Raw genomic sequence first — 24,990 nt, 5'->3', positions numbered from 1 at the left:
CATTAATTTGATTCACTACCCCGGTTCCTTCGTATTGACGGTTCAAGGCGCTATCCACCTGAATGAAGGGCTGGAAGAGCCGTTTCAGGTTTTCTTCGCTGATGCCAATGCCGGTGTCGGTGACGCTGAACCGCAGGGCTTCGTAAAGGTTTGGGCTGTTGGGGTCGGGCTGGTCGATCGAGCCGTCCAGGTTGGCATAGCCCACCTCCAGCAAAATGGAGCCACCTTCTGAGGTGAACTTCACCGCATTATTTAACAGGTTAATCAACACTTGTCGCACCCGCCGTTCATCAATGCGGATGGGCGGAAAGTCCCGGGGCAATTTGGTGCTCAGGCGAATTCGTTTTTCCAAGGCCTGTTGTTTCACAAAGGCCAAACTGGAATCGCAAAGGGGGCGCACTTCCACATCGTTGTAGGCCAATTCCACTCGCCCCGCTTCAATTTTGGCCAAATCCAAAATGTCGTTAATCAGGGACAACAAATGATTGCCGCTGCGTTCAATAATTTGCAGCACTTTGATTTGTTGCTCGGAAACGGGGCCAAACACATTCTCTTGCAGCCCTTCCACAATGCCCAAAATGGCATTGAGCGGGGTTCGTAATTCATGGCTCATATTGGCCAAGAATTCATCCTTGAGGCGGGTGGCGCGGGCCAATTCTTCGTTGTTGAGGGCAAGCTGTTGGTTGCGCTCGGTCAGTTGTGCCTGGGCGGCTTGCCGTTGGGTCAGTTCCTGTTTCAGTCGATCGACCAAGGTGGCTTGCTGAATGGCGATCGCCAATTGGTTAGCAATTTGTTGCAGTAACTGAGCCTCAGATTCTTGCCAAACCCGCTTTTCATGGCAAGCATGAACCACCAAAACGCCCCAAAGTTTGTTGGGTGCGGCAGGGGCAACCCAGCGGTGATCTTCGTGGGCAAAGGCTTCCTGCAAAATCGGAGCCACAATTTTGGATTGAATTTGGCCCTCTTGGGAATATTCCCGCAGACAATCAGTCCAGCGATCGTCCATCACGTCGGCCACAATTCTGGCCTTGCCTTGCCAATACCACTCCAAAATTTCCGAAGACCAAACTTCATCTTCCCAATGGCGATCCTTGAGGTGAACTAATCCTTCAAGGACGGCTTCTTCGACGATCGCGCTGCGGCCATCATCAAACAGTTGAAACACAATCACCCGATCGCACTGCATCACCGCTTGCACCTGCTGGGTGACGGTGTTTAAGATTTGGTGCAAATCTAAGGATTGCCGAATGCGTTCGGTAATTTGTGCCAGAACAGTTTGTTCCTGTAACTGGCGGCTGATGCGTAATTCGGCCTGTTGGCGCACCTCCAGTTCTTGCTGCACTTGGTAATAGAGACTGGATTGTTGAATTGCGATCGCCAATTGATTAGCAAGCCGGTGGGCCAATTCCACCTCATCCGGCAACCAGTGGCGCGGGCGATCGCACTGATGAATGCACAGCAAACCCCACAGTTCCGAACCACAAAGCAGCGGCATCACCAAATTAGCCCGCACTTCAAATTGGGCCAGAATATCGCTGTGGCATTTGGTGAGACCGTTGTTGTAAATGTCATCCACCACAAAATAGCGACCATTGGCATAAAGCTGGGAATAGTTATCCCCAAAACAATGGTCATGAATACGAAGACTGAGGGCAGAAGAATAGGGCGGAATCACCGATTCGGCCACGAAGCAACCATCGTCGTATGTCTGTTTGGGGATAAAACTGAAAAATTCCAACTCGATCGGCTTGCAGCACGGCTCGAATTTCATTGCAAGCCACATCAAAAATAGTTTGTAAATTCAAAGATTGCCGAATTCGTTCAGCAATCATGAGCGCTAAATGCTCACTTTCGGCTTGTTTTTTTAAGGTAGCCTCGGCCTGTTTGCGTCTCGTAATTTCCTGAGCTGTTCCCAAAATTCCAAAAGTTCGACCATGAGCATCTTTGAGCGGAATTTTGTTGGTTTCTAACCAAATTGTCGAGCCATCCACCAAGCCATATTCCAATTCACAGCGGAGAACAGCTTCCCCCGATCGCAAAACTTGTCGATCTTCTTCTTGGATCTGTGCCAGAGTTGCTGGATTCCAAGGTAGTTGATCGTCTCCGACTCCAATTAACTCCTCAGCAGAATTTAGGCCAATGATTGTGGCGCTGTAGTTATTAATGCCTTGATATTTCAGGCGCTGATCTTTCCAAAAAACAGCAATCGGAACCGTATCCAAAATCCCTTGCAGGAGTTGTTGGGATGCATGACACGCACGCTCGGCCTGTTTTTGGGCGCTGATATCACGACAAACGCAAATCAATAATCCATCGTCTGTGACGGTGAGGGATAAGCCCTCGTCAAAGCTACTCCCATCAGACCGCTTGGCAATAGCTTCCCCTTGCCAAGCCCGATCGCGGATCAAAATTGGAAAAATGTCTCGTTTAAAGCGGTCTAATTCTGCCTCGCTATAGAGACTGCGCCAAGACTTTCCCAAAAGCTGCTCTGGGCTGTCATACCCAAACATTTCCAAATGGGATTGATTAAGGTAAACGTAAGTATCTTCCTTGAGAATGGCGATCCCATCTTTGGCGCATTCAATGGCGGCTAATTGCTGCTTCAAAATTGCGTTTAGGTGTTGTTGATCGCGCAAATCAAGAGAGAGATGGGAATGTGATCCGGCGCATAATTCAGAAGATGCAGAGCAGGAAGCGATCAAAGACTGAGCTTGTTGAGCATATTGAGCAATTGGTGGCTGAGAAAGTTCAGGATCTGGCTTGGGTTCTGGCTCAACTTTTTGTTCGATCGCCTGTTTAACCAAACTGCGATGCAACAGCACGGCGGCCACTGTTTTGCGGAGGGCCAAACCGGTTAAATGCTCTTTAACTAAATAATCCATGGCCCCCAGTTTCAGGGCCTGTTCCGCCAAGGATTCTTGGTGGGCTTGAATCAACACAATCACCGGCAGTGGCAATTGACGTTTGATGCCCTCGTGGAGACTTTCGAGCACGTGAATGCCCGTGCGATCAATCAAATCTAACAGCACCACATCGGGCCGGTGCGATCGCCACCACTCAACACCCTGTTCCCGACTCGGCGGAACCAAAATTTCATATTGCCGATGGAAATCACTCTGCAAGATCGCTTGCAAATAACTGGTATAAACTTTTACTTCGCTCTTGGAGGCCCCAATTAATAAAACTTTTGTCGGTGATTGCATCGGCGGAGTAACAGCGGTATTGAGGCGTAGTTGGCTCATGGATCAAGATAGCGCGGTAATTTAGGGAGAGCGAGTTGATTGCGCTGAAGTTGGCAAAAAATACACAGAGCAAAATCTTCCCACCCCAACCGAATCAGGCGAGCATGATGAAATTCCAAAAGACATGGAAAAACTGAAAAAGGGTGAAAATTGTTCAAAACTAGCCCTAATTTGCCATTTGCTGCCCTCAGGGTTCGTTCTCCTTATTTCTAGGATAGATGAATTTTGATGGATGATGATCCGTGAACAAGAGAGAATTAGGATTAAATAGGGTATTAATTTACACAAGTATGGCTTTCTTGAATATTCGTTAAAAATTTAATTCTGAAGAACATGGTCGCGACTGAGTGACCGATGCTGCAAAATCTTTCTGGATTAATTTCCACGGTCAGGGTTTTGAAAGTCCTGACCACAAGAAACTTAATGGGTGAAACGAATCACCCAGTCCCAATATTTTTAATAATCCCTGGTTTCTAGGCTAACAGGGCGAAAAGGCATTGTCTACCGTGATGAAGATGTTCTGAATCTTCAAAAATACCCGCTTAAAACAATTAGAACTTGAAAAAAGTTGAAATACTTGAAAAAAGCTGAAATTACAGGCTGTCTGATTTCTATTCCTGGTTCTGGCTGCCGCTGACGGTGAGTATTGATACCTCTCGGGAATCGCTGATGCCACCAAAATGGCCCAGCCCTGGAAGGCTCATTTTGGAAGCATGATTGAAAAGCATTTCCCAGCCCCTGCTATGACTGTTTTCAGGTCGGTTAGCCGATCGCCCGGAGCAGAGCATACATAGCCGGAGCGATCGCCAGGGCTGGCAAAAACGAACCGACCCGAATTTGAGTCACCGCCAACAGGTTCAACCCGATCGCCACAATGGCCAAGCCGCCCACACCAGTGAGAGCCAAGACCTGGGGATCGGTGGCTGGGTTGGGCACAAATTGGGTCAGCAAGCCCGCCGCCAGGGACAGGGCCCCTTGATAGATCCCCAGGGGCAACACTGAAAAGGCCACCCCCAACCCGGAGCTACCGGCCAGGGCGATCGCCGCCAGTCCGTCCATGGAAGCCTTGAGAATCAAGATTCGATCGTCGCCCGTGAGACCGTTGTTCAGGCAGCCCACCAGGGCCATGGGTCCCACGCAGAACAACAAACTGGCGGCCACAAAGCCTTCGGTGAATTGACCGTCACCCTTGACTTTGCTCTTGAGCCAGTCGCCCCACTGTTGCAAGCGGCGTTCGATTGCCAAGGCTTCTCCCACCAGGCCGCCCACCACCAGCGCCACCAGCCCCAACACAATCCCATCGATCGCAATGCCCTGAAGCCGGCTCAGGCTTTGGGCCATTTGCAACCCCACCAAAATCACAATTAGCGCCACGCCTTGGGTGACGATTTGCAGCATGTTGGCAGACCAGTAGTTGCGCAGTAGCAAACCCAGGCCGCTGCCAACCAAGATGGTGGCAATGTTGATGATGGTTCCGCTGAGGGGATTAAAGGGGGCCATGGGGCGATCGGGGAAGGTTAAGCGAGCAGGTTGAGAAGACGGGGGCGCGAACGCCGCGATCGCGCAACACAATCGACCAGCGTAGGGCCATTTCAGGCGATCGCAAGGGGCTGATTGGTGGGCTGATTGGGATCATGCTTAGGATTTGCTGGGGAGCCATTGGGCCGCGCCAGTGAACAGACCAGCTTTTAAATCTGTTCCTAAATCAAGTTTCTGAATCCCCTGAATTAAATTTCTGAATCATTTGAATGAGTTGCGAGCAATTTGGCCGCGCCAGCGGAAACACCGGCTTTTAAAATGGGCCAGGGAGCCAACTATCAACGCTGCCAATCTTTGTCATAAATTCTGATCATCCATGACCCCACTCAGCTCCTTTAATCCCCCACCCCGTCACTCACAGTCCCCCTTGGGCCGCCGTTTGTGGGCCCTGACCCTGGCGTTGGTGGCCACCGTTGGCCTTTGGTTTAGTGCCAGCGCCCCTGCCGCCGCCACGGGGGTGTATGACATGCCGACCTTTGACCCGCAAACTTGGGTGCTCGATCGCGCCGATTTGTTCAGCCGCCTCACCAAAGGCAGTCTCGAAAAGTCCCTGCGCGATGTGGCCCAGTCCACGGGGGCAGAAGTTCGGTTTGTGACGTTCCGCCGCTTGGACTATGGCGAAACGATCGATAGCTTTGCCCAAGAGTTATTTGAAACCTGGTTTCCGGAAGCCGAAGACCAAGCCAACCAGGTGTTGATGGTGTTTGATGCGGTCACCAACGATGCGGCGATCGAGGTGGGCAGCAACGCCCAAGCAGCCCTCACCGCCAACATTGCCACCAGCGTGGCCCAAGAAACCCTGCGCGTGCCAATCCGCGATGGCAACTACAACGAAGCGTTCATCGCGGCCAAGGATCGGCTGGCGACGGTTTTGGCCGGCGAACCGGATCCCGGCCCGCCGGTTGTCGTCAGCAAAATTTCCGTAGAAAGCACCTTCAAAAAGGCTGAAGAGACCGATCGCAATGGCTCCACGATCCTGGTCGTGGTGCTGTTGATTTTGGCCACCGTGATCCCCATGGTCACCTACTTCGCCTACGTGCGCTGAGGCCGATATTTTTGGGCCTGCGCTGGCGGAGATGTCTTCAGACCTAGACCTGAGGTTGGCTGAGTGCTTCCGAGTTGCCAGAGCCTCTGGGGCCATGGCAAAAGCCATAACCTTGGCTATGGTCGTCTTTCAAGTCATCTCGCGTTGCGGGGGCTGGCCTGGGGCGGTCTAATGGGAGGGGCAAAAATTTCTGGCCCTTCCCTGAATCAAGACCAATTTCGCCGAAATTCAGGCACAATTACGGGCACAATTAATAAAATCATTAACACTCTTGATAGTAGTAATTCCTTCCGGTTAGTTCTGCTCATCTTTAGGCTCAGTTCTAGGACGCTTCCTGACCAATTCAAGGGGCACTGACCCATAGCCCGCCATCAGCCCGAATCAACACAGACCGGCTCGATCGGCTCCTACCCTGGGCCAGATACTTGCCCAATTCAATCGCTGATTACCCCCCATCCTGACTGCGCTCCCCCCCTGGGAACCTATGGCTAGGGTGATAGAATTTCAAATATTTGTTCGGGACAGCGCCGGAAAGCAGCCGCGCGTAGGTGTTGCAGCTCTCAGTGCAGCCCTCCAGTGATGAGCAACCCGATCTCAGTCAACGTTTTCCGACCGTTACCCACGAGGAGAAAAACTACCTATGCCGCAACTCGAGGCACCCGCTGCGATCGACTACCAAAGTGAAACCTACAAAGATGCCTACAGCCGCATCAATGCGATCGTGATTGAGGGCGAAGACGAAGCCGCCAGCAACTACGTGCGTCTAGCCGAGCTGATGCCCACCCATGCCGAAGAATTGGCTGACCTGGCCAAGATGGAGGCCCGCCACAAAAAAGGCTTCACCGCCTGCGGCAAAAACCTGAACGTGACTCCCGACATGGACTTCGCCAAGAAGTTCTTTTCGGATTTGCACGGCAACTTCCAAGTGGCGGCGGCCGGTGGCAACATCGTCACCTGCTTGCTGATCCAAGCGCTGATCATCGAAGCCTTTGCGATCTCGGCTTACAACGTCTACATCCCCCACGCCGATGACTTTGCTCGCAAAATCACGGAAAACGTGGTCAAGGATGAATATCTGCACCTGAACTTTGGCGAGCAATGGCTTAAGGCGAACTTTGAAAGCGCTAAGGATGAGCTAGAGCGTGCCAATCGCGAAAACCTGGCGATCGTCTGGCGCATGTTGGACGAAGTGGCCGCTGACGCACTGGTGCTGGGTATGGAGAAGGAAGCCTTGATGGAAGACTTCACGATCGCCTACCAAGAAGCGCTGCAAAACATTGGCTTCACCACCCGTGAAACCCTGCGAATGCTGACGGCCGGCTTGGCAGCCGCTGCCGCCTAAGGCGAAGGGCAGGCTTGGGGGGTTCCAGTTCACGCTGGGCCCCCCAGCCCAATTCCCGCCGCCCGATCGCTGTAGATTTGCGCCCAGCTTGGGGCCATGATTTTCCAAGACTGTTGCTGTGCAGTCTCCGACCTCGATCGTGATGATTTGGCGATCGGGGTCATGTTCTTGAACGCAGTCACCCCAGCCCGGCCCGTCCTGACAGGGCTTGCAAAAGGGCAGAACCAGTAAAAGGCCAAATCAGTAGCCAAAGCGGCTGATTCTGGCCCAAACCGCTGCTTTGATCACTCTGTGATGGGCTTGTGCAATGGGTTGGATTCCTGCGCTTCCCTGTTCGTTCCCTTCGCTTCCTTATCCCCCTTCAACCCGTTTAGCAAAGAGATGTTTGGTCTTATCGGTCACTCCCCCAGCTTAGAAAGAACGCACGAAATCGCGCGCGAGTTGGGTCTTCCCGAATGTGCCGATCGGGATTTGGAGTTTTGGTGCAGTGCGCCGCCCCAAGCGGTCGATACCGTGCGGGTGAAGAGCGCCACTGGACAAGAAATCGAAGGTCAGTATATTGACTCGGGATTTTTGCCGGAAATGCTCACCAGCAATCGCGGGAAAACCGCTGTGCGCAAGGTGCTGAACGCGATGGCCCATGCCCAAAAGCTGGGGTTGTCAGTGACGGCGCTGGGGGGCTTTTCCTCGATCGTGTTTGAAAATTTCAATTTGTCTCAAACCCGTTTGGTGCGGAATGTAGAGCTAGACTTTGCTCGCTTCACCACCGGCAACACCCACACGGCTTACATCATCTGCCGCCAAGTGGAAGAGATGGCCAAGCGGTTAAATCTGGAACTGTCCCGAGCGACCGTGGCCGTTTGCGGAGCCACGGGTGATATTGGCAGCGCCGTTTGTCAGTGGCTCAATGCCCGCACAAATATCCAAGATTTGCTGTTGATTGCACGCCAGGAAGATCGCCTGCAAGCGCTGCGGGATGATCTGGGACGCGGCAAAATCCTGTCCTTGGAAGAATCTTTGCCCCTAGCGGACATTATCGTTTGGGTGGCCAGTATGCCCAAGGGGGTGGAAATTGATCCGACAATGCTGAAAAAGCCTTGCCTGATCATCGATGGTGGCTATCCGAAAAACATGGGCACCAAAATCCAAGCGCCGGGTGTGCATGTGTTGAGCGGTGGTATTGTGGAGCACACCCTGGACATTGACTCGCGGATCATGCGGGCGATCGGGATGGTGAATCCAAAGCGCCACATTTTTGCCTGCTTTGGAGAATCAATGCTGTTGGAATTTGAGAAGTGGTACACGAACTTTTCGTGGAACCGCAACCAAATCACGATCGAGAAGATGCTGCAAATTGGAGAAGCCTCGATTAAGCACGGTTTCAAACCCTTGTTGCTCGATCCTGTCGGCTAAAGACCCCATGCGCCAGCTTTGGGGCCCCGTTGCCCACCGGGGCCCCTGCTGAAGTTGGCAACCACGACCGTTGCGCGATCGCGCCTGTGTTTGACCTATGGCTACTGCAAATCGAAAACCTCTGTATCTGGACTTTGAAAAGCCGCTCGTGGATCTGCAAGAGCGCATTGAGCGGATCCGTCGCCTCGCGGAGGAGAACGGGGTGGATGTGAGCGATCAAATCCAGCAGTTGGAGGAGCGATCGAACCAGTTGCGCCAAGAGGTCTATGGCGGTTTGTCGGCGGTGCAGCGGTTGCAAGTGGCTCGCCATCCCCGCCGCCCCAGCACCTTGGACTACATCAACGCCATGACCGATGATTGGCTGGAGTTGCACGGCGATCGGCGCGGGGGAGATGACCCAGCGATTGTGGGCGGCGTGGCCAGTTTGGACGGAATGCCCGTGGTGATTTTGGGCCACCAAAAAGGCCGCGACACCAAAGACAATGTGGCCCGGAATTTTGGCATGGCAACCCCCGGCGGCTATCGCAAGGCCATACGCCTGATGGAACATGCCGATCGATTCGGAATGCCGATCATTACCTTTATTGACACGCCCGGTGCTTGGGCGGGGGTTGATGCCGAGCGGCTGGGCCAAGGCGAGGCGATCGCCTATAACCTGCGAGAAATGTTCCGGCTCAATGTGCCCATCCTTTGCACCATCATTGGCGAAGGCGGCTCCGGCGGGGCCCTGGGAATTGGCGTTGGCGACTGGCTGATGATGTTTGAGCACTCGGTCTACACCGTGGCTTCACCGGAAGCTTGCGCCTCAATTTTGTGGCGAGATGCGGGCAAGGCGGCCCAAGCGGCCGAAGCCTTGAAGATCACGGCGCGTGATCTGAAGGATTTGGGAATTTTGGATGAAATTTTGTCGGAACCCTTGGGCGGGGCCCACTCCAACCCGCTGGAAACGGCCGAAACCCTGAAGCAGGCGATCGTGCGGGCCTTGGAACAACTCCTGAGCCTGTCGCCCCAGGCCCGGCGCGATCGCCGCTATCAGAAATTCCGCAAAATCGGTCAATTCACCGAGGGGCCGATCGAATCGCTGGCGACCTCCGCTTCGTAGTCGTTGCCGTGGGCAGATCCAATTAAGCGTCTGTATCCGATCATAGAAATGAGCATCCTGTATTTTTCCCGTGGGGATCAGTCTCGCAGGGGCCTTGGAGGTATCTATGAGCGATGCGACCAGCGGCGCGATCGACAGTGCGATCGCCCCATCTATGGAGTTTTTTGATGGGGTGGTTGAAGATCCCAGCAACGTGAGCCTGCGACGGGATCCCGCCACGGGCGCAAAGATCGTGATGATGGTTTTTGAGCAACTGAACTGCATTGAGCGCTTTCGGGCCGTGACCAATCGGTTTTCCGGGAGCCTGCGCCTGCGAGACGAGGAAGGTGACATTTTGGTAGAACCTTCCAGCGTGCGGTTTATCTTCGGCGGGCCCGAAGGCGATGATTTTGAGCGGTTTGAATGCCAATTTCGGATTGAAATCCCGGAACAGTGGGATCGGTTCATGCGGTTCATGAATCGCTATGCCGATGCCAATGGAATGGGCTATGCCCCGCGCTAGGCGATCGCCATGGCCGGCGATCGGGTGGGTGAATCAATGGCTAATTCACGGCTAATTCATGGGGGCTGATCGACAAATCGACAATGGATCGACAATAGGATGAGTCGATCTTTAGGCATGGATGATGTGTTTTCGGGATCTGAGTCCTTCAAAGCTACTCAGCCAAAATCACTCAGATCCGTTGCGCCCATCCATCCATTCAGATCCCGCGTTTCTACCGTTTTTCTGGCGAAGAGTCCCCCATGAAAGTTGCAATCACTGGAGCAACCGGTTTCGTTGGCCGTGCCTTGGTGCAGCGGTTGAATCAGCAAGGGGATTCCCTGGTGCTTTTCAGTCGCGATCGGGCAAGGGCGGAGCGCTGTTTTCCCCGATCGGCCTTTCCCAACCTGTCAATTGTGGGCTATGAACCCACGGCCGCTGGCGATTGGCAACAGGCGATCGCGGGGTGCGATGGGGTGGTGAACCTGGCCGGTGCGCCGATCGCGGAAGGCCGCTGGACCACGGCCCGCAAGCAAGAAATTTTGGACAGTCGCCAACTGGGAACCCGGCGAATTGTGGAGGCGATCGCGGCGGCCAATCCCAAACCCACCGTTTTGGTGAATTCCTCCGCGATCGGGTTCTATGGCCCCAGCGAAACGGCCACCTTCACCGAGGCCAGCTCGGCCGGCCAGGGCTTTTTGGCCCAGGTTTGCCAAGCTTGGGAAGCGGAAGCCCAGGCCGTCACGGCCCAGCAAACCCGGTTGGTGATTTTGCGCACGGGCATTGTGCTGGGAGATGGGGGTGCTTTGGGCAAAATGCTGCCGGTGTTTCGGGCCTTTGCGGGCGGCCCCTTGGGCACGGGCCAACAGTGGTTTTCCTGGATTCACTTGATGGATGTGGTGAACCTGATTGAGCGATCGCTCAAGGATCCCAGCTTCAGCGGGGTTTATAACGCCACCGCTCCCAAACCGGTGCGGATGGGGGAACTGTGCCAGGTGCTGGGCAGTTTGCTGAATCGCCCCTCTTGGTTACCGGTGCCTGCCTTTGCGCTGGATCTATTGCTGGGGGAAGCGGCTCAGGTGGTGTTGGAAGGTCAATGTGTGCTGCCCGATCGGGCCCAACAGGCGGGCTTCCAATTTGACTATGGGGATTTGTCGGCGGCCTTGCGGGCGATCGTCTAGGGCTTGTCGGGGCCGGGGGAGCCAAAACGGTGGATGCCCCCGCTGCCCGGTGGCTCCTGTTCCTTGCTGGCGCAGAGTCTCCGGTATTTGGACTTCTGGCTTTTTCAACCTTGTTTCCGGTTTTGGTTACAGCCCTATTGCCAGCCCTATTGTCAGCATTAATATCTTTGGCATCCGTCATCTCGCCCGCCCCCCTCTGCCATGTCTCCTCGCACGCTGGATCTGAGCGATCGCCTCTATGACTATCTGTTGGCCGTGTCCCTGCGGGAAGCGCCAATTTTGCAGGAACTGCGGCAGGTAACCGCTCGCCACCCCGCCGCCCAAATGCAAATTGCGCCGGAACAGGGTCAGTTCATGGCCCTGTTGGTTCAACTGATTGGGGCTGAGCGGGCGATCGAAGTGGGAACCTTCACGGGCTACAGCACCCTTTCGGTCGCCTTGGCCATGCCCGATCGGGGGCGGATTGTGGCCTGCGATGTGAGCGCCAACGACACCGCGATCGCCCAGGAATTTTGGCAGCGGGCCGGCGTTGCCCACAAAATCGATCTGCGAATTGCGCCGGCCCTCGAGACGCTCGATCAATTGCTGGCGGACGGTCAGGCAGATTGCTTCGATTTCGCCTTCATTGACGCGGACAAGAAAAATTACCCCAATTATCTCGATCGCTGCCTGGCCCTAGTGCGACCCGGCGGCCTGATCGCCATTGACAATGTGCTGTGGGCCGGGCGCGTGGTCGATCCCAACAACCAGGAAAACAACACGGAAGCGATTCGCGAATTCAACGCTCGGTTGCACCAAGACCCTCGGGTGGATCTAAGCCTCGTCCCGATCGGGGATGGGATGACCCTCGCTCGCCGCCGTCCCTGCCCAAATCTGGCAAGCTAGACATGGGCCGCCCCTTGGAGGGGTTAATCAACAGCCCAACTCGATAGATCCTGTCCATTGCTTCATGACCGCTTGGTTGCCTTTGCCATGACCCTGCCCCTATCCCTCCCGATCGCCCTTGGCCTGTTCGTTGGTTTGCCCCTTTTGGGTCTGGCGTTGTATCTGTGGTCTCCTCGGAAGTACCAATCCGCCAACTCCGTCGCCAACGCCTATGACGAGTGGACCACAGACGGCATTTTGGAATTCTATTGGGGTGAGCATATCCATTTGGGTCACTATGGCTCTCCCCCGCGCCGCAAGGACTTTTTGGCGGCCAAAGCGGATTTTGTCCATGAAATGGTGCGTTGGGGCCAGCTCGATCGCCTGCCAACCGGCACAACCCTGCTGGATGTGGGCTGTGGCATTGGCGGCAGCAGTCGCATTCTGGCCAAGGACTATGGTTTCCAGGTCACAGGCATTACGATCAGTCCCCAGCAGGTGGCCCGGGCCCAATCCTTGACCCCGCCGGATGTGACAGCGCAATTCGCGGTGGATGATGCCATGGCCCTGTCGTTTCCCGATGCCAGCTTTGATGTGGTTTGGTCGATCGAAGCGGGGCCCCACATGCCCGACAAGGCCGTTTTCGCCAAGGAACTGCTGCGAGTGCTCAAACCCGGCGGAATTCTGGTGGTGGCTGACTGGAACCAGCGGGACGATCGACAAGTACCCCTCAACGGCTGGGAGCGCCCCGTCATGAAACAACTGCTGGAGCAATGGGCCCACCCGGCCTTCGCCAGCATTGAAGGCTTTGCCGAAGACCTGGCCGCCACGGGCCTCACGGATGGCGATGTGATGACGGCTGATTGGACTCCTGAAACCTTGCCCTCTTGGCTTGACTCCATCTGGCAAGGGGTAGCCAGACCCGCCGGCCTGATCAAGTTCGGCATTCCGGGCCTGGTGAAGTCTTTGCGGGAAGTGCCCACCTTGCTGCTGATGCGTTTGGCCTTTGGGGCCGGGCTTTGTCGGTTTGGCATGTTCCGAGCAGTGCGGGCGGCGGCTCCGGTTTCGGCTCAACCGGCCACGACTGCCACCGCTCGTTAAGGCAAAAGGCTCGCTCAAGTCGATCGCCCAAGTTGATCGCCCCAGTCGATCGCTCAAGTTGATCGCCCCAATCGATCGCCCAAGTTGATCACTCAAATCGATCGCCCCAATCGATCGCCCAATCTGACGTTCCTCGCAAGTCATGCTTTTTCCCAATCCTGTGCCGAGTCCCGCCGGGTGGCAACTGTTTCGCTGGCTATTTGATCCGCTGACTTTTCTGGATCAATGCACCGATCGATGGGGGTCAACGTTTTCCCTGGGACTGGTCACCGGGTTGCGCATGACCCTTGTGGCGGATCCAGAGGCGATCGCGGATGTGTTTTCTCTAGATCCCAACCACATCGAAAGCGGTTCCATGAATTATCTGCTGGAGCCGCTGGTGGGTCTCAATTCCCTGCTGTTGTTGGATGGTAATCCCCACCGTCGCCATCGCAAGTTGCTGTTACCGCCGTTCCATGGCGAACGCATGACAACCTATGGGCGGTTGATTTGTGACTTAACCCGCCAACAGGCGGCGGATTGGGGATCGCAGCAGGTCATTGCTGGGCGCAAGGTAACCCAAGTCATTACGCTGAAAACCATCCTGAAAGCGGTGTTTGGGCTGGTGGATGGCGATCGCTATGGCCAAATCCAAGTTTTGGCAGCCAAAATTCTAGACCTGCTGGGATCTCCCTTCACTTCTAGCCTGTTGTTTTTGCCGTCCTTGCAGCGGGATTGGGGGCCCTGGAGTCCTTGGGGCTATTTTCTGAAGTTGCGGAATCAGCTTGATGTCTTGCTCTATGGGGAAATTGCCGATCGCCGCGCTGAGCAAGTCCAAGCTCAACAGGACGCTGCTCAACCGAACCCAGCCACCAATCGGGGGCCGAGCGATCGCACCGATATTTTGAGTTTGTTGTTGGCGGCTCGCGATGAAGCGGGCCAGCCCATGAGCGATGAGGAAATTCGCGACGAATTAATGACCCTGCTGCTGGCCGGCCATGAAACCACCGCCACGTCCTTGGCTTGGGCCCTGTGGTGGGTGACGCAGTTTCCGGCCATGGGCGATCGAATCCGGGCGGAAATTGCCGAACTCGGGCCGGATCCGGAACCAATGGCGATCGCCAAACTGCCCTACCTGAACGCTTTTTGCCAGGAAACCTTACGCCTGTATCCCGTGGCCCTGATTGGCAGTCCGCGCCGCTTGCTGAAGCCCACGACGATCGGGCGCTATGACTATCCCGCCGGGGCCATTGTCTCGCCCAACATTTACAGCGCTCATCGTCGGCCGGATTTGTATCCCAACCCAACCCAGTTCCAACCCGAACGATTTTTGGAGCGATCGTTCAGCAATTCGGAATTTTTGACCTTTGGCGGCGGTAGCCGAAGCTGCATTGGCATGGCCTTTGCCCAGTTTGAAATGAAGCTGGTGTTGGCAACGCTGCTGATGGACTGGTCGGTGGCCTATGCCGGGGTGTTGCCTCCCCGCCCGGCCCGCCGAGGGGTGACCGTGGGGCCTGATGGGCCGCTGCGATTGCGGATGACCCGGCGCGATCGGGTGGCTCCTGCCCCAGTGCCCAAGCCCCAAACGGTGGTCTAGGGCTGATCGATCGGGCGGTGAATGATGGGGCCGCGATCAAGTCGGCCCAAGCAAACCGGCCCAAGCCAGCCAGGCCGTGCCATAGGCCGCCTCCGTCTGCTTTGCCGATCGCACGGGACAACCCAAATGACGCGATCGAATGGCCGTCCATACATCATTTTTTGCCCCACCGCCGGCCGTCTGCACCGATTGCAGCGGGCTGGCTCCCAATTGCTGAAGTAACTGATAGCCTTGGGCCTCAATCCGGGCTAAACCCTCCAAAATGCCTTGCAAAAAGGCGGCGGGATCCGCCGGTCGAGGCGTGAGGCGCGGTGGCAAATGGGGATCACAAATGGGGAAGCGATCGCCCGGTTCCAGCAGGGGGTAATAGTCGAGGGGGCTGGGCTGCTGGGGATCAATTTGGGCAGTGAGCCGTTGTAACTCTTGGTCAGAAAAAAAGTGCCGCAACACCCGGCCGCCGGCATTGGAAGCCCCACCCACCAACCAGCGATCGACCAAGGGGGGGTTAACAGTCGCGTCGCCACCTCCAGGGGCCAAGGGGGCCATGGCCAAGCGGGCCATTAACGATCGTCCCAAAAAGTGGCTATAGACCCCATGGGCGCGATCGGCCACGGGCTGCTCGCTCAGTAATTTAATCGCCAGGGTAGACCCCAAGGACGTGACCGCCTGGCCGGGTTCCTGGACTCCGCTGGCCAAAAATGCGGCAATGCTATCGGTAGTGCCGGTGCAAATTTGGCAATCGATCGGGAAATTCCAGCGATCGACCCACAGGGGCAAAATGGTTCCGATCGCCTGGCCCGGTTGTGCAATCTTGGGCAGCGATGGCCCAATATCCAAACGGCGCAACCATTGGGGATAGGTTTGGCGGATCGGGTCGCCCCCCAACTTCAGCGCGTTGTGATAGTCCGTGATGCCAAATTGACCGTGCAGTTGGGCCCCGAGCCAATCCGCTTGATGGAGCAATTGGGGCGGATCCACCGTGGGCCACTGACCGCCATATTCTGTGGCCCGCCACCACAGCAGCTTGGCTAGGCTGGAGGTGGCGCTGTGGGTGACGTGATCTGCCGGGGCGATCGCGGCAATTTGGGGCAAAACAGATTGGCCCCGATCGTCATCGTAAGCAAGAGGAGCGGTCAGGGGATGGCCCTGGCGATCGCACAGCAGCACGGTTCCCGAAGTGCCATTGATGGCGATCGCCCCCGTTTGTTGCCGCACCGATCGGGGCAAATCCGCCAGCAGCGCCGTCAATTGCGCCAGCCAATCCGCTGCACTCCCCGATCCCGTCCCCGATGCGCTTACCTGCGCTTGGGCCACCACGGCTCCCTGTCGATCGACCACCATGGCTCGGGCCCCGGAGGTTCCAAAGTCAATGCCCATGGCCAACTGATTAGCCCATTGTTCATCAAGGCCCCAATCCTGACCCATCATTCCTGCCCATATCGCTAGTTAGTCAATTGCCAATTAACTTGCAAACTAAGATTGCAAATTGCTCGTAATTGCTTGTCGTTGAATCAATGGTTAACGTTGAAGCTTGATTGCTGCCTTTGCCCGATTTTGCCCCTATGCCCCAGCCGATCGCGACTTCTGCCACCTCGCCCCAGGAACTGGTGAAAACCCAGCACGACTTTTTTAAGTTGGGCTACACCCGCGATGTGGATTATCGGCTGCGGCGGCTTCAGGATCTGCGCCGGGCCATTGAAGAACAACAGGATCAGCTCCTGCGGGCCTTGCAGGTGGATTTGGGCAAACCTCCCTTTGAAGCGGTGCTGGCGGAGTTGGAATTTTGCCTGCTGGAAATTGACCACGCCCTCAAACATCTGCGGAGTTGGACTAAGCCCCGATCGGTCGGGTTGCCCGTCACCCTCTGGCCCGGTCGAGCCAAGGTGCAGCGGGAGCCGTTGGGTGTGGTGTTGATTATGGGGGCCTGGAATTATCCGGTGCAGTTGACCTTGGGGCCGCTGGTGGGGGCGATCGCAGCGGGCAACTGCGCAGTGATTAAGCCCTCAGAGGTTGCCCCCCAAAGCTCCCGGGCGATCGCGGATTTAATTCGTCGGGCCTTTGACCCGATGTACGTGGCGGTGGCGGAAGGGGGAATTCAGGTCAGCCAAGCCCTGTTGGAAGAACCCTTCGACCATATTTTCTATACGGGTGGCCCCACGGTGGCCAAGGTGGTGATGGCCTACGCAGCCCAGCGACTCACACCGGTCACCCTGGAACTGGGGGGCAAAAATCCTTGCATTCTCGATCGCTCGGCCGACTTCCCGATCGCGGCCCGGCGAATTGTGTGGGGCAAGTTTTTCAACGCAGGACAAAGCTGCTTGGCTCCTGACTATGTGTTGGTGCCGCGCGATCGGGAAGCGGAGTTTCTGGCGTTGGCCCAAGCGGCCATTACCGACTTCTTTGGCCCCACCCCCAGCCTCAGCCCGGATTTTGCCCGGATTGCCAATGACTATCACCTAGAACGGTTGTTGCGGCTGATTCCCGGTTCGGGCCAGGTGGTGATCGGCGGGGATGCGGATCCGCTGCAACGCTACTTGGCCCCGACCCTGTTGGCGGCGGTGCAGTGGAGCGATCCCGTGATGCAAGAGGAGATTTTTGGGCCCATTTTGCCGGTGTTGGCCTATGACCACCTGGACGGGGCGATCGCCCAAATCAATGCCCGACCCCATCCCTTGGCTTGCTATGTGTTTGCCAGCGATCGCACCATTAGCCGGGCGATCGGCCGGGAAACCACCTCGGGATCCCTTTGTGTGAATGATCTGTTGGTGCAAGCCACCGTGCCCGATTTGCCCTTCGGCGGCGTGGGAGCCAGCGGCATGGGGCGCTATCACGGCCGGGCTGGGTTTGAGCTATTTTCCTATCAGCGCAGCCACCTGTGGCGATCGGCCAAGCCGGAATTTCCGATGCGCTATCCGCCCTACGACGACAACAAATTATCCTGGCTGTCGCGATTGCGGTCTTAACCGTTCCTTAAGCCCAAAGAAACCCTAGGGGACGATCGTGATCGTGATCACCCCCTGTAGAATAGGAGGCTGCAAGTTAGCCCAACCCGCTCCTAAATCACCCAATCGCAGATCCTCAGTGATTTGTCGCGATTTTGGCTGGCAACTTTGGGCCAACCCCTCGCTTCGTCAACCCGCAGCGAACTAGACCTTTCCTATCTGCCAACCGCACACTCGCCCCATGCCGAAGGTACTTGTCTCCGATCCGATCGACAAAGCCGGCCTCGACATTCTGTCGCAAGTGGCCCAAGTCGATGTCCGCACCGGCCTGCCCGAAGATGAGCTGGTGCAAATCATCGGTGAATATGACGCGCTCATGATTCGATCGGGTACCCGCGTCACTGCCCGTGTGATCGAAGCCGGCCAAAGCCTGAAAATTGTTGGCCGCGCTGGGGTCGGAGTCGATAACGTGGATGTGCCCGCCGCCACCCGCCAAGGGGTTGTGGTTGTGAACTCGCCGGAAGGCAACACGATCGCCGCCGCCGAGCACGCCCTGGCCATGATGCTGTCCATGTCGCGCTACATTCCCGCCGCCAACGAATCCACCAAGGCCGGCAACTGGGATCGCAAGAACTTCACGGGCGTGGAAGTTTACAAAAAGACGCTCGGGGTTTTGGGCTTGGGCAAAATTGGTTCCCATGTGGCCTCCTGTGCCAAGGCCATGGGCATGAAGTTGCTGGCCTATGACCCCTTCATTTCCAAGGAACGCGCCGAGCAGTTGGGTTGTCGCTTGGTGGATTTGGACTTGCTGTTCCGTGAGTCGGATTTCATCACCCTGCACATGCCGAAAACGCCGGAAACGGCCAACCTGATTAATGCTGAAGCGCTGGCGAAGATGAAGCCCACGGTGCGGATCGTTAACTGTGCCCGGGGCGGCATCATCGACGAGCAAGCGCTCTACGAAGCCCTGAAGGAAAATCGGATTGGCGGCGCGGCCCTTGATGTGTTTTTGGATGAGCCGTTGGGAGATTCGCCCCTCAAGGGCTTGGGCAAGGAAGTGGTGCTAACTCCGCACTTGGGTGCTTCCACCGAAGAGGCCCAGGTGAACGTGGCGATCGACGTGGCGGAGCAAATCCGCGATGTGCTGTTGGGGCTGCCAGCGCGATCGGCCGTGAACATTCCGGGTCTTTATCCCGATGTGATGGAGCAACTGCGGCCCTACCTGAAGTTGGCGGAAACCCTGGGCACTTTGGTGAGCCAACTGGCTGGCGGTCGGGTGGAATCCCTGACGGTGCGCCTGCAAGGGGAATTGGCAGAAAAAGACAGCAAACCCATCACGATCGCAGCCCTGAAAGGTTTGTTATCCCAGGCTTTGCGGGAGCGGGTGAACTACGTCAACGCCAGCATTGAAGCTAAGGAACGGGGCATCCGGGTGATTGAAACCCGCGATTCTTCCGTTCGGGACTACACCGGCTCGCTGCACCTGTCGGCGGTGGGTTCGTTGGGCGAGCACTCGGCCACGGCCACCCTGCTGAGTGACGGGGAAATTCACATCACCGGAATTGATGATTTTCCGATTAACGTCACCCCCACCCGCTACATGCTGCTGACCAAGCACCGGGATATGCCGGGGATCATTGGGAAAATTGGTTCGCTGCTGGGGAGCTTCAATGTGAACATCGCCAGTATGCAGGTGGGCCGCAAGATTGTGCGCGGCGATGCGGTGATGGTGTTGAGCATTGATGATCTGCTGCCCGATGGCCTGCTCGAAGAGATTGTGAAGGTTCCGGGCATCCGCGATGCCTTCACGGTGGTGCTTTAGCGATCGCTCAGATTAGGGTTCAGATTAGGGTTGGGAAACCCAACCCCTACGGCGGTGGCAATGACGACGGATCCTAGGCTTCTTTGCTGAAAAACTATCCGGAGCTAATGACTGGAGGGCTGAAAACCACTCCATGTAGATGCACCCCGATTGAAACCTCGATTGCTGGCTGGCCCAGCTCGAGGTTTTTTCTTGCGCAAAAACCGGCTGATCACAAAAATCGGCTGATAAGTAGATCGATGGGCTAACCCATGAGTCAGCCTATGAGCAAAATTAATGGTCACTCCCTGACAAAAAAACTAGGCGATCGGGCCTGACCCTGCTACCATACGGCCTAAGTTTTGTTACAAAGACAACAGTTTGCTGGTCGCATCTTTATTGATGCTGCTCACCGAGTCTGGCTGAGTCTAGCTGGATAAAACCTAAAAGGGGTCGGCAATTGGTCGGAGCAACGGCAAAACCGGATAACCGATTAAGCGCGATCCATAACGTTGGCAAGCTGTCCTATACCCATTTGGCTTCGATCGCCCGATCGATCCCAATCATTTCACTGTGGTATGAGCCTCAAGCCGGAACCACTACCGAAGGGAGTTTCACGCTCAAGGCTTTTACGCTTTCGTGCATTGGTCTAAGATTCCCTTCAGTTTGAAGCTCAACCAGTTCAACCACGTTAACGACCAGCAAACCTGAAACCGGGAGGCAAACGTGCTGCGTTTGGAACGCATCCAAAAAATTTACCCAACGGGCCAAGTCCTGCGGGATGTGAGCTGGGAGGTCAAGCCCGGCGATCGGGTTGGGTTGGTTGGTGTGAATGGGGCAGGTAAATCCACCCAACTCAAAATCATCATGGGTGAGATTGAGCCAACGGCCGGGCAAATTATTCGCCCGGCTGATTTGCGCATTGGTTATCTCAACCAAGAGTTTGATGTGGATCCTTGCCGCACGGTGCGCGAAGAACTGTTCTCGGCTTTCACGGAAGCTTGCGAGGTGCAGGATCAAATGCACCAGGTGCAAAACGAGATGGGCGCGGCGGATCCCGATCGCCTAGAAGCGTTGCTGCGCGATCTCGACCACCTACAACGCCGGTTTGAAGCCCTGGATGGCTATGGGTTAGAAGCCCGGGTCGATCGCCTGTTGCCGGAGTTGGGGTTTGAGCCGGACGATGGCGATCGGCTGGTCAGCTCCTTCAGTGGCGGCTGGCAAATGCGGATCTGCTTGGGCAAGGTGATGCTGCAAGAGCCGGATCTGTTGCTGTTGGACGAGCCGACCAACCACTTGGATCTCGAGTCGATCGAGTGGCTAGAAGGCTACCTGAAGCAACTGGGCAAACCGCTGGTGCTGATTTCCCATGACCGAGAATTTCTCGATCGACTCTGCACCACAATTGTGGAAACCGAGCGCGGTGTGTCCACCACCTACTTGGGTAACTATTCCCAATACCTGGCCCAAAAAGAAGAAAATCGCAGCGCCCTCCAGGCGGCCTACGATCGCCAGCAAAAGGAACTAGACAAGCAACAGGCCTTTGTCGATCGGTTCCGGGCCAGCGCCACCCGCAGCACCCAAGCCAAGAGCCGCGAAAAACAACTGGAAAAAGTGGAGCGCCTCGAAGCTCCCGTGGCCGATGTGCGCACCCTGCGATTTCGGTTTCCGCCCGCCCCGCGCAGCGGTCGCGAGGTGGTCAAAATTGAAGACCTGACCCACGCTTGGGCCGATAAGATCCTGTTCCTGGGTGCGAACTTGACCGTGGAACGGGGCGATCGGATCGCCTTCCTTGGGCCCAATGGTTGCGGTAAATCCACCCTGTTGCGCATGATCATGGGTCGGGAAGCCCCCACCGAGGGAACCGCCCAAATTGGTCAACACAACGTGATCCCCGGGTATTTTGAGCAAAACCAAGCCGAAGCCCTGGATTTACACAAAACCGTCATTGACACCCTGCGGGACGAAGCCCCAGACTGGAAAGAGGAAGAGGTGCGCAGCCTCTTGGGCCGTTTCCTGTTCAGTGGCGAAGCGGTTCTCAAGAAAGTTGAATCCTTGAGTGGGGGCGAAAAGGCGCGTTTAGCCCTCGCCAAAATGCTCGTTCAGCCCGTTAATCTGCTGATTTTGGACGAGCCAACCAACCACTTGGACATTCCTGCAAAAGAAACCCTCGAATCAGCCCTGACGCAATTCGATGGCACTGCCTTGATCGTGTCGCACGATCGATACTTTATTTCGCAAGTTGCCAACAAAATTGTGGAAGTTCGTGAAGGCGAACTGCGCGTTTATCAGGGCAACTATCGCTACTATCTCGACAAGATTGCCGAGGAACAAGAGCAAGCAAAGTTGGCAGCCATTGCCCAAGAGAAGGCGGACAAAGCGGCCGCCAAGCGCGAGAAAGAGCGCGAAAAGCAACGGGCCAAGCAGGACGCGAAAAAAGCAAACACCGGTTTGTAAATACCTTGTAACGTCTGGGATGCGCCACAAACCATCCCAGGCTTATAGGTTAAATCTCGGTGCTATTATGGCGGGAAAATTAAGCAAATATGAAGAGCAATCAGAGTATGGTGGAGTCAACTGTCTCCCCTGTCGTGCTGATCATTCTTGACGGCTGGGGCTACCGCGAAGATCGCAACGGTAATGCGATTGCCGAAGCGAAAACCCCGATCGTTGATAGCCTTTGGGCAGCCTATCCCCACACACTGATCCGCACATCAGGTAAGGCGGTTGGACTGCCCGAGGGGCAAATGGGTAACTCTGAAGTGGGCCACCTGAACATTGGTGCGGGTCGGATTGTGCCCCAAGAGTTGGTTCGCATTTCCGATGCCGTTGAAGACGATTCAATTTTGAGCAATCCTGCCCTGGTCGCCACCTGTCAGCAGGTTAAAGCCAGTGGCGGCAAGCTCCATCTGATTGGCCTTTGTTCCGATGGGGGTGTGCATTCTCATTTGGATCATGTGGCCGGGTTGCTGAAGCTGGCAACGCAACAGGGAATCACGGAAGTCTGTATCCACGCCATCACCGATGGTCGCGACACCCAGCCCAACAGTGGCATTGAGTTCCTGACTCGACTGCAAGGGCTGATTGATGACGCGGGGGTGGGTCAAATCACGACGGTTTCCGGGCGCTACTACGCGATGGATCGCGATCGCCGCTGGGATCGGGTGCAAAAGGCCTACCAGGTGATGGCCACGGAGGGTGAAGTGGATGGGCGATCGCCCGTGCAGATCCTTCAGGACTCCTACGCGGAAAAGGTTTTTGATGAGTTCATTCTGCCGGTGCGGGTGGCTCCGGGGGCCGTGGCGGCCCAAGACGGCGTAATTTTCTTCAATTTCCGTCCCGATCGGGCGCGGCAGCTCACCCAAGCGTTCATGGATCCTCAGTTTGATGGGTTTGAGCGCGAACTGGTGCAACCGATCCATTTCGTCACCTTCACCCAATATGATCCCGAGCTACCCGTAGCCGTGGCCTTTGCGCCGCAGGATCTGAAAAACATTTTGGGTGAGGTGTTGGCGAATCATCGCCTTCGCCAGTTTCGAGCCGCCGAAACGGAAAAATATGCCCATGTCACCTACTTCTTCAATGGTGGTTTGGAAGATCCCTTTGAAGGGGAAGATCGGGTGCTGATCCCGAGTCCGATGGTGCCAACTTACGATCGCGCGCCGGCCATGTCTGCGGACGCGGTAACCGATGCGGTGGTTTCCGCCATCCAAAAGGAGGTCTACTCCTTGGTGGTGGTGAACTATGCCAATCCGGACATGGTGGGCCACACCGGACAGATGGAAGCGGCCATTCAGGCCATTGAAACGGTCGATCGCTGTTTGGGCCGGGTGTTAACGGCGGTTTCCAAGGTGGGCGGCACGGTGCTGATCACCGCTGACCACGGGAATGCGGAATACATGTTCGATGAGGCGGGTAATCCCTGGACGGCCCACACCACCAACCGTGTCCCATTCATCGTGGTGGAAGGAGAGCGCCGAAAGGTGGTCGGCCATGGCTGCGATGTTCAGTTGCGGGATGATGGTTGCTTGGCGGATATTGCGCCGACGATTCTGCAATTGCTGAATTTGCCCCAGCCCTCTGAAATGACGGGCAAGTCGATCGTGGCTCCGGCGGCCTATGAAGCCAAGTTGAATCGCACGCCGGTCACGGTAGGCGTTTAGACCCACGGGGGCCGCTGGGGGTCTCCATCCGGCCGTAAAATGTTGATTCCGCTATTGCTGGGTACAATCCTGCGTTTCCTATGTTGACCACGATTTTGGAAATAATCTGGGCCCTGTCTGCCCTCGGTTTGGTGGTGTTTGTGCTGTTGCACAGCCCCAAGGGTGACGGTCTCGGCGGCATTGGCGGCCAAGCTCAACTGTTTTCGAGCACCAAGAGCGCGGAAGCCACGCTAAATCGCATTACCTGGACGCTGGCTTTGGTGTTCATGGGTTTGGCGGTGGTGCTGAGTGCCGGCTGGCTGAAGGGTTAGGGGCGATCGCCCAATGGGTGGGGTGTCCCGCAACCGACAACGATGGCAGAGCGCGATGGTCTATGGGGCGATCGCGCTCTGCTGTGTTTTGGGCGGTTGGGTCTGGAGTGGTCTGGGAATTTCGGGGCTAGCCGATCGAGGGGGTGATTCGCTCGCCCAAGCAACGGAACCACTGCCGGCCCTGCTCTCCCAACTACCACCGCCCCAGGTACACCCGTTGCCAACCTGTTTGCAACAGTGGCGCGATCGCCCGGCGGCCCAATCAGGACTTGTTTCGCCGCGTAACGGGGCCGGGGATGACTTCGACCCAGATTCCTTTGGCTCAGATTACTTCGACCAAATTGAACCCTCGATCGTGGGTCACCTAATCTGGTCGCAGTTTCCGATCACCGTTGCCCTTGCCCCCACACCGCCCCGCGCGGCAGCTTGGCGCAAGGCCGTGACCCAGGCGATCGCCGATTGGCAACCCTATCTATCGCTGCAACTGCTGGACGCTGGGGATTCAACCCCGGCCGACATCACCATCGCCCTGGGCAATCCCACCCTGCGCAATGCGGCCGGTTTGCCCCGAGCCGCCAACGCCCGCACCACCTATGAGTTCTATTGGGATCTACGGGGCGATCGCCCCCGACTGGCCCACCGATTTACGATGCTGTTGCGGGGCGATCGCGCGTTTGCTCAACTGTTGGGCACGGCTCGCCATGAGTTGGGCCATGCCCTGGGAATTTGGGGCCACAGTCCTAATCCCCAAGACGCGCTTTATGCCGCCGCCGTGGCCAATCCGCCCCCCATTTCCGATCGGGATCTGAACACCTTGGTCAAAGTTTATGAACAACCAACACGCCTCGGTTGGTCTCTAAATTCCTATCAAATTCCCAATTAAAACC

Annotated in this window: 19 protein-coding genes; 15 read left to right on the top strand and 4 right to left on the bottom strand. The window is 56.3% G+C overall.

Annotated features, from left to right (window positions below):
- The 3 genes from AMR42_RS20940 to AMR42_RS17850 all read right to left on the bottom strand — a co-directional run.
- On the bottom strand, positions 1 to 1,675 hold a 1,675-nt coding region (locus tag AMR42_RS20940), incomplete at its 3' end, for a GAF domain-containing sensor histidine kinase (protein ID WP_234407090.1).
- Complete coding sequence (locus tag AMR42_RS20935) at positions 1,632 to 3,203, bottom strand: PAS domain S-box protein (RefSeq protein ID WP_199858233.1); 1,572 nt, start codon at positions 3,201 to 3,203, stop codon at positions 1,632 to 1,634. The genes AMR42_RS20940 and AMR42_RS20935, both read right to left, overlap by 44 nt.
- An 801-nt stretch (positions 3,204 to 4,004) precedes the next feature.
- On the bottom strand, positions 4,005 to 4,742 hold the full coding sequence (locus AMR42_RS17850) for a DUF554 domain-containing protein (RefSeq protein ID WP_099534996.1): 738 nt from the start codon (positions 4,740 to 4,742) through the stop codon (positions 4,005 to 4,007).
- Positions 4,743 to 5,097: 355 nt separating this feature from the next.
- Here AMR42_RS17850 and AMR42_RS17845 point away from each other — a divergent pair, with 355 nt between their 5' ends.
- From AMR42_RS17845 to AMR42_RS17805, 9 genes are all read left to right on the top strand, one after another.
- Entirely contained in the window at positions 5,098 to 5,826 is a 729-nt protein-coding gene (locus AMR42_RS17845) for a photosystem II repair protein Psb32 (RefSeq protein ID WP_099534995.1), read from the top strand.
- A 640-nt stretch (positions 5,827 to 6,466) separates the two neighbouring features.
- Positions 6,467 to 7,168: an aldehyde oxygenase (deformylating) gene (locus AMR42_RS17840; protein WP_099534994.1), complete on the top strand. Its 702-nt coding sequence runs from the start codon at positions 6,467 to 6,469 to the stop codon at positions 7,166 to 7,168.
- 381 nt (positions 7,169 to 7,549) lie between these two features.
- On the top strand, positions 7,550 to 8,581 hold the full coding sequence (locus AMR42_RS17835) for a long-chain acyl-[acyl-carrier-protein] reductase (RefSeq protein ID WP_099535008.1): 1,032 nt from the start codon (positions 7,550 to 7,552) through the stop codon (positions 8,579 to 8,581).
- 97 nt (positions 8,582 to 8,678) lie between these two features.
- On the top strand, positions 8,679 to 9,683 hold the full coding sequence (locus tag AMR42_RS17830; RefSeq protein WP_099534993.1) for an acetyl-CoA carboxylase carboxyltransferase subunit alpha: 1,005 nt from the start codon (positions 8,679 to 8,681) through the stop codon (positions 9,681 to 9,683).
- Between the two features lie 106 nt (positions 9,684 to 9,789).
- The gene (gene psb28 / locus AMR42_RS17825) at positions 9,790 to 10,185 is read left to right on the top strand and encodes a photosystem II reaction center protein Psb28 (RefSeq protein WP_099534992.1); all 396 of its coding nucleotides are present in this window, start codon (positions 9,790 to 9,792) and stop codon (positions 10,183 to 10,185) included.
- A gap of 242 nt (positions 10,186 to 10,427) precedes the next feature.
- Complete coding sequence (locus tag AMR42_RS17820; protein ID WP_099534991.1) at positions 10,428 to 11,345, top strand: TIGR01777 family oxidoreductase; 918 nt, start codon at positions 10,428 to 10,430, stop codon at positions 11,343 to 11,345.
- A 201-nt stretch (positions 11,346 to 11,546) separates the two neighbouring features.
- Complete coding sequence (locus AMR42_RS17815; RefSeq protein WP_099534990.1) at positions 11,547 to 12,230, top strand: class I SAM-dependent methyltransferase; 684 nt, start codon at positions 11,547 to 11,549, stop codon at positions 12,228 to 12,230.
- 87 nt (positions 12,231 to 12,317) lie between these two features.
- Positions 12,318 to 13,310, top strand: a complete 993-nt coding sequence (locus AMR42_RS17810) for a methyltransferase domain-containing protein (protein WP_099535007.1) — start codon at positions 12,318 to 12,320, stop codon at positions 13,308 to 13,310.
- Positions 13,311 to 13,452: 142 nt separating this feature from the next.
- On the top strand, positions 13,453 to 14,886 hold the full coding sequence (locus tag AMR42_RS17805; protein ID WP_099534989.1) for a cytochrome P450: 1,434 nt from the start codon (positions 13,453 to 13,455) through the stop codon (positions 14,884 to 14,886).
- A gap of 36 nt (positions 14,887 to 14,922) precedes the next feature.
- Here AMR42_RS17805 and AMR42_RS17800 read toward each other — a convergent pair whose 3' ends face one another.
- Positions 14,923 to 16,311 (bottom strand): FGGY-family carbohydrate kinase, encoded by a 1,389-nt coding sequence (locus tag AMR42_RS17800; protein WP_099535006.1) that lies wholly within the window; start codon positions 16,309 to 16,311, stop codon positions 14,923 to 14,925.
- A gap of 137 nt (positions 16,312 to 16,448) precedes the next feature.
- On the opposite strand from AMR42_RS17800, the gene AMR42_RS17795 reads away from it, so the two are divergent.
- The 6 genes from AMR42_RS17795 to AMR42_RS17770 all read left to right on the top strand — a co-directional run bounded on the left by AMR42_RS17795 (position 16,449) and on the right by AMR42_RS17770 (position 24,986).
- Positions 16,449 to 17,849, top strand: a complete 1,401-nt coding sequence (locus tag AMR42_RS17795) for an aldehyde dehydrogenase family protein (protein WP_099535005.1) — start codon at positions 16,449 to 16,451, stop codon at positions 17,847 to 17,849.
- 220 nt (positions 17,850 to 18,069) lie between these two features.
- Positions 18,070 to 19,650, top strand: a complete 1,581-nt coding sequence (serA, locus tag AMR42_RS17790) for a phosphoglycerate dehydrogenase (protein WP_099534988.1) — start codon at positions 18,070 to 18,072, stop codon at positions 19,648 to 19,650.
- A 705-nt stretch (positions 19,651 to 20,355) separates the two neighbouring features.
- Positions 20,356 to 22,086, top strand: coding sequence for an ATP-binding cassette domain-containing protein (locus AMR42_RS17785; protein WP_099534987.1), 1,731 nt, complete (start codon positions 20,356 to 20,358; stop codon positions 22,084 to 22,086).
- A 107-nt stretch (positions 22,087 to 22,193) separates the two neighbouring features.
- On the top strand, positions 22,194 to 23,792 hold the full coding sequence (gpmI, locus tag AMR42_RS17780; protein ID WP_099534986.1) for a 2,3-bisphosphoglycerate-independent phosphoglycerate mutase: 1,599 nt from the start codon (positions 22,194 to 22,196) through the stop codon (positions 23,790 to 23,792).
- A gap of 80 nt (positions 23,793 to 23,872) precedes the next feature.
- Entirely contained in the window at positions 23,873 to 24,103 is a 231-nt protein-coding gene (secG, locus tag AMR42_RS17775; RefSeq protein ID WP_099534985.1) for a preprotein translocase subunit SecG, read from the top strand.
- A gap of 13 nt (positions 24,104 to 24,116) precedes the next feature.
- Positions 24,117 to 24,986 carry a hypothetical protein gene (locus tag AMR42_RS17770; protein WP_099534984.1) on the top strand — a complete coding sequence of 290 codons (870 nt, stop codon included), beginning with the start codon at positions 24,117 to 24,119 and terminating at the stop codon, positions 24,984 to 24,986.
- The last annotated feature ends 4 nt before the right edge of the window (positions 24,987 to 24,990 follow it).

Origin of the sequence: Limnothrix sp. PR1529 (genome assembly GCF_002742025.1) — a bacterium.
Classification (GTDB): domain Bacteria; phylum Cyanobacteriota; class Cyanobacteriia; order CACIAM-69d; family CACIAM-69d; genus CACIAM-69d.
This window is presented reverse-complemented; position numbering and strand designations above follow the sequence as displayed.

What these genes read in the sequence shown, in the direction of transcription:
- AMR42_RS20935 (WP_199858233.1), bottom strand. Translation starts at nt 3,203, where the DNA reads ATGCAATCACCGACAAAAGTTTTATTAATTGGGGCCTCCAAGAGCGAA.
- AMR42_RS17850 (WP_099534996.1), bottom strand. Translation starts at nt 4,742, where the DNA reads ATGGCCCCCTTTAATCCCCTCAGCGGAACCATCATCAACATTGCCACC.
- AMR42_RS17845 (WP_099534995.1), top strand. Translation starts at nt 5,098, where the DNA reads ATGACCCCACTCAGCTCCTTTAATCCCCCACCCCGTCACTCACAGTCC.
- AMR42_RS17840 (WP_099534994.1), top strand. Translation starts at nt 6,467, where the DNA reads ATGCCGCAACTCGAGGCACCCGCTGCGATCGACTACCAAAGTGAAACC.
- AMR42_RS17835 (WP_099535008.1), top strand. Translation starts at nt 7,550, where the DNA reads ATGTTTGGTCTTATCGGTCACTCCCCCAGCTTAGAAAGAACGCACGAA.
- AMR42_RS17830 (WP_099534993.1), top strand. Translation starts at nt 8,679, where the DNA reads ATGGCTACTGCAAATCGAAAACCTCTGTATCTGGACTTTGAAAAGCCG.
- psb28 (WP_099534992.1), top strand. Translation starts at nt 9,790, where the DNA reads ATGAGCGATGCGACCAGCGGCGCGATCGACAGTGCGATCGCCCCATCT.
- AMR42_RS17820 (WP_099534991.1), top strand. Translation starts at nt 10,428, where the DNA reads ATGAAAGTTGCAATCACTGGAGCAACCGGTTTCGTTGGCCGTGCCTTG.
- AMR42_RS17815 (WP_099534990.1), top strand. Translation starts at nt 11,547, where the DNA reads ATGTCTCCTCGCACGCTGGATCTGAGCGATCGCCTCTATGACTATCTG.
- AMR42_RS17810 (WP_099535007.1), top strand. Translation starts at nt 12,318, where the DNA reads ATGACCCTGCCCCTATCCCTCCCGATCGCCCTTGGCCTGTTCGTTGGT.
- AMR42_RS17805 (WP_099534989.1), top strand. Translation starts at nt 13,453, where the DNA reads ATGCTTTTTCCCAATCCTGTGCCGAGTCCCGCCGGGTGGCAACTGTTT.
- AMR42_RS17800 (WP_099535006.1), bottom strand. Translation starts at nt 16,311, where the DNA reads ATGGGTCAGGATTGGGGCCTTGATGAACAATGGGCTAATCAGTTGGCC.
- AMR42_RS17795 (WP_099535005.1), top strand. Translation starts at nt 16,449, where the DNA reads ATGCCCCAGCCGATCGCGACTTCTGCCACCTCGCCCCAGGAACTGGTG.
- serA (WP_099534988.1), top strand. Translation starts at nt 18,070, where the DNA reads ATGCCGAAGGTACTTGTCTCCGATCCGATCGACAAAGCCGGCCTCGAC.
- gpmI (WP_099534986.1), top strand. Translation starts at nt 22,194, where the DNA reads ATGGTGGAGTCAACTGTCTCCCCTGTCGTGCTGATCATTCTTGACGGC.
- secG (WP_099534985.1), top strand. Translation starts at nt 23,873, where the DNA reads ATGTTGACCACGATTTTGGAAATAATCTGGGCCCTGTCTGCCCTCGGT.
- AMR42_RS17770 (WP_099534984.1), top strand. Translation starts at nt 24,117, where the DNA reads ATGGGTGGGGTGTCCCGCAACCGACAACGATGGCAGAGCGCGATGGTC.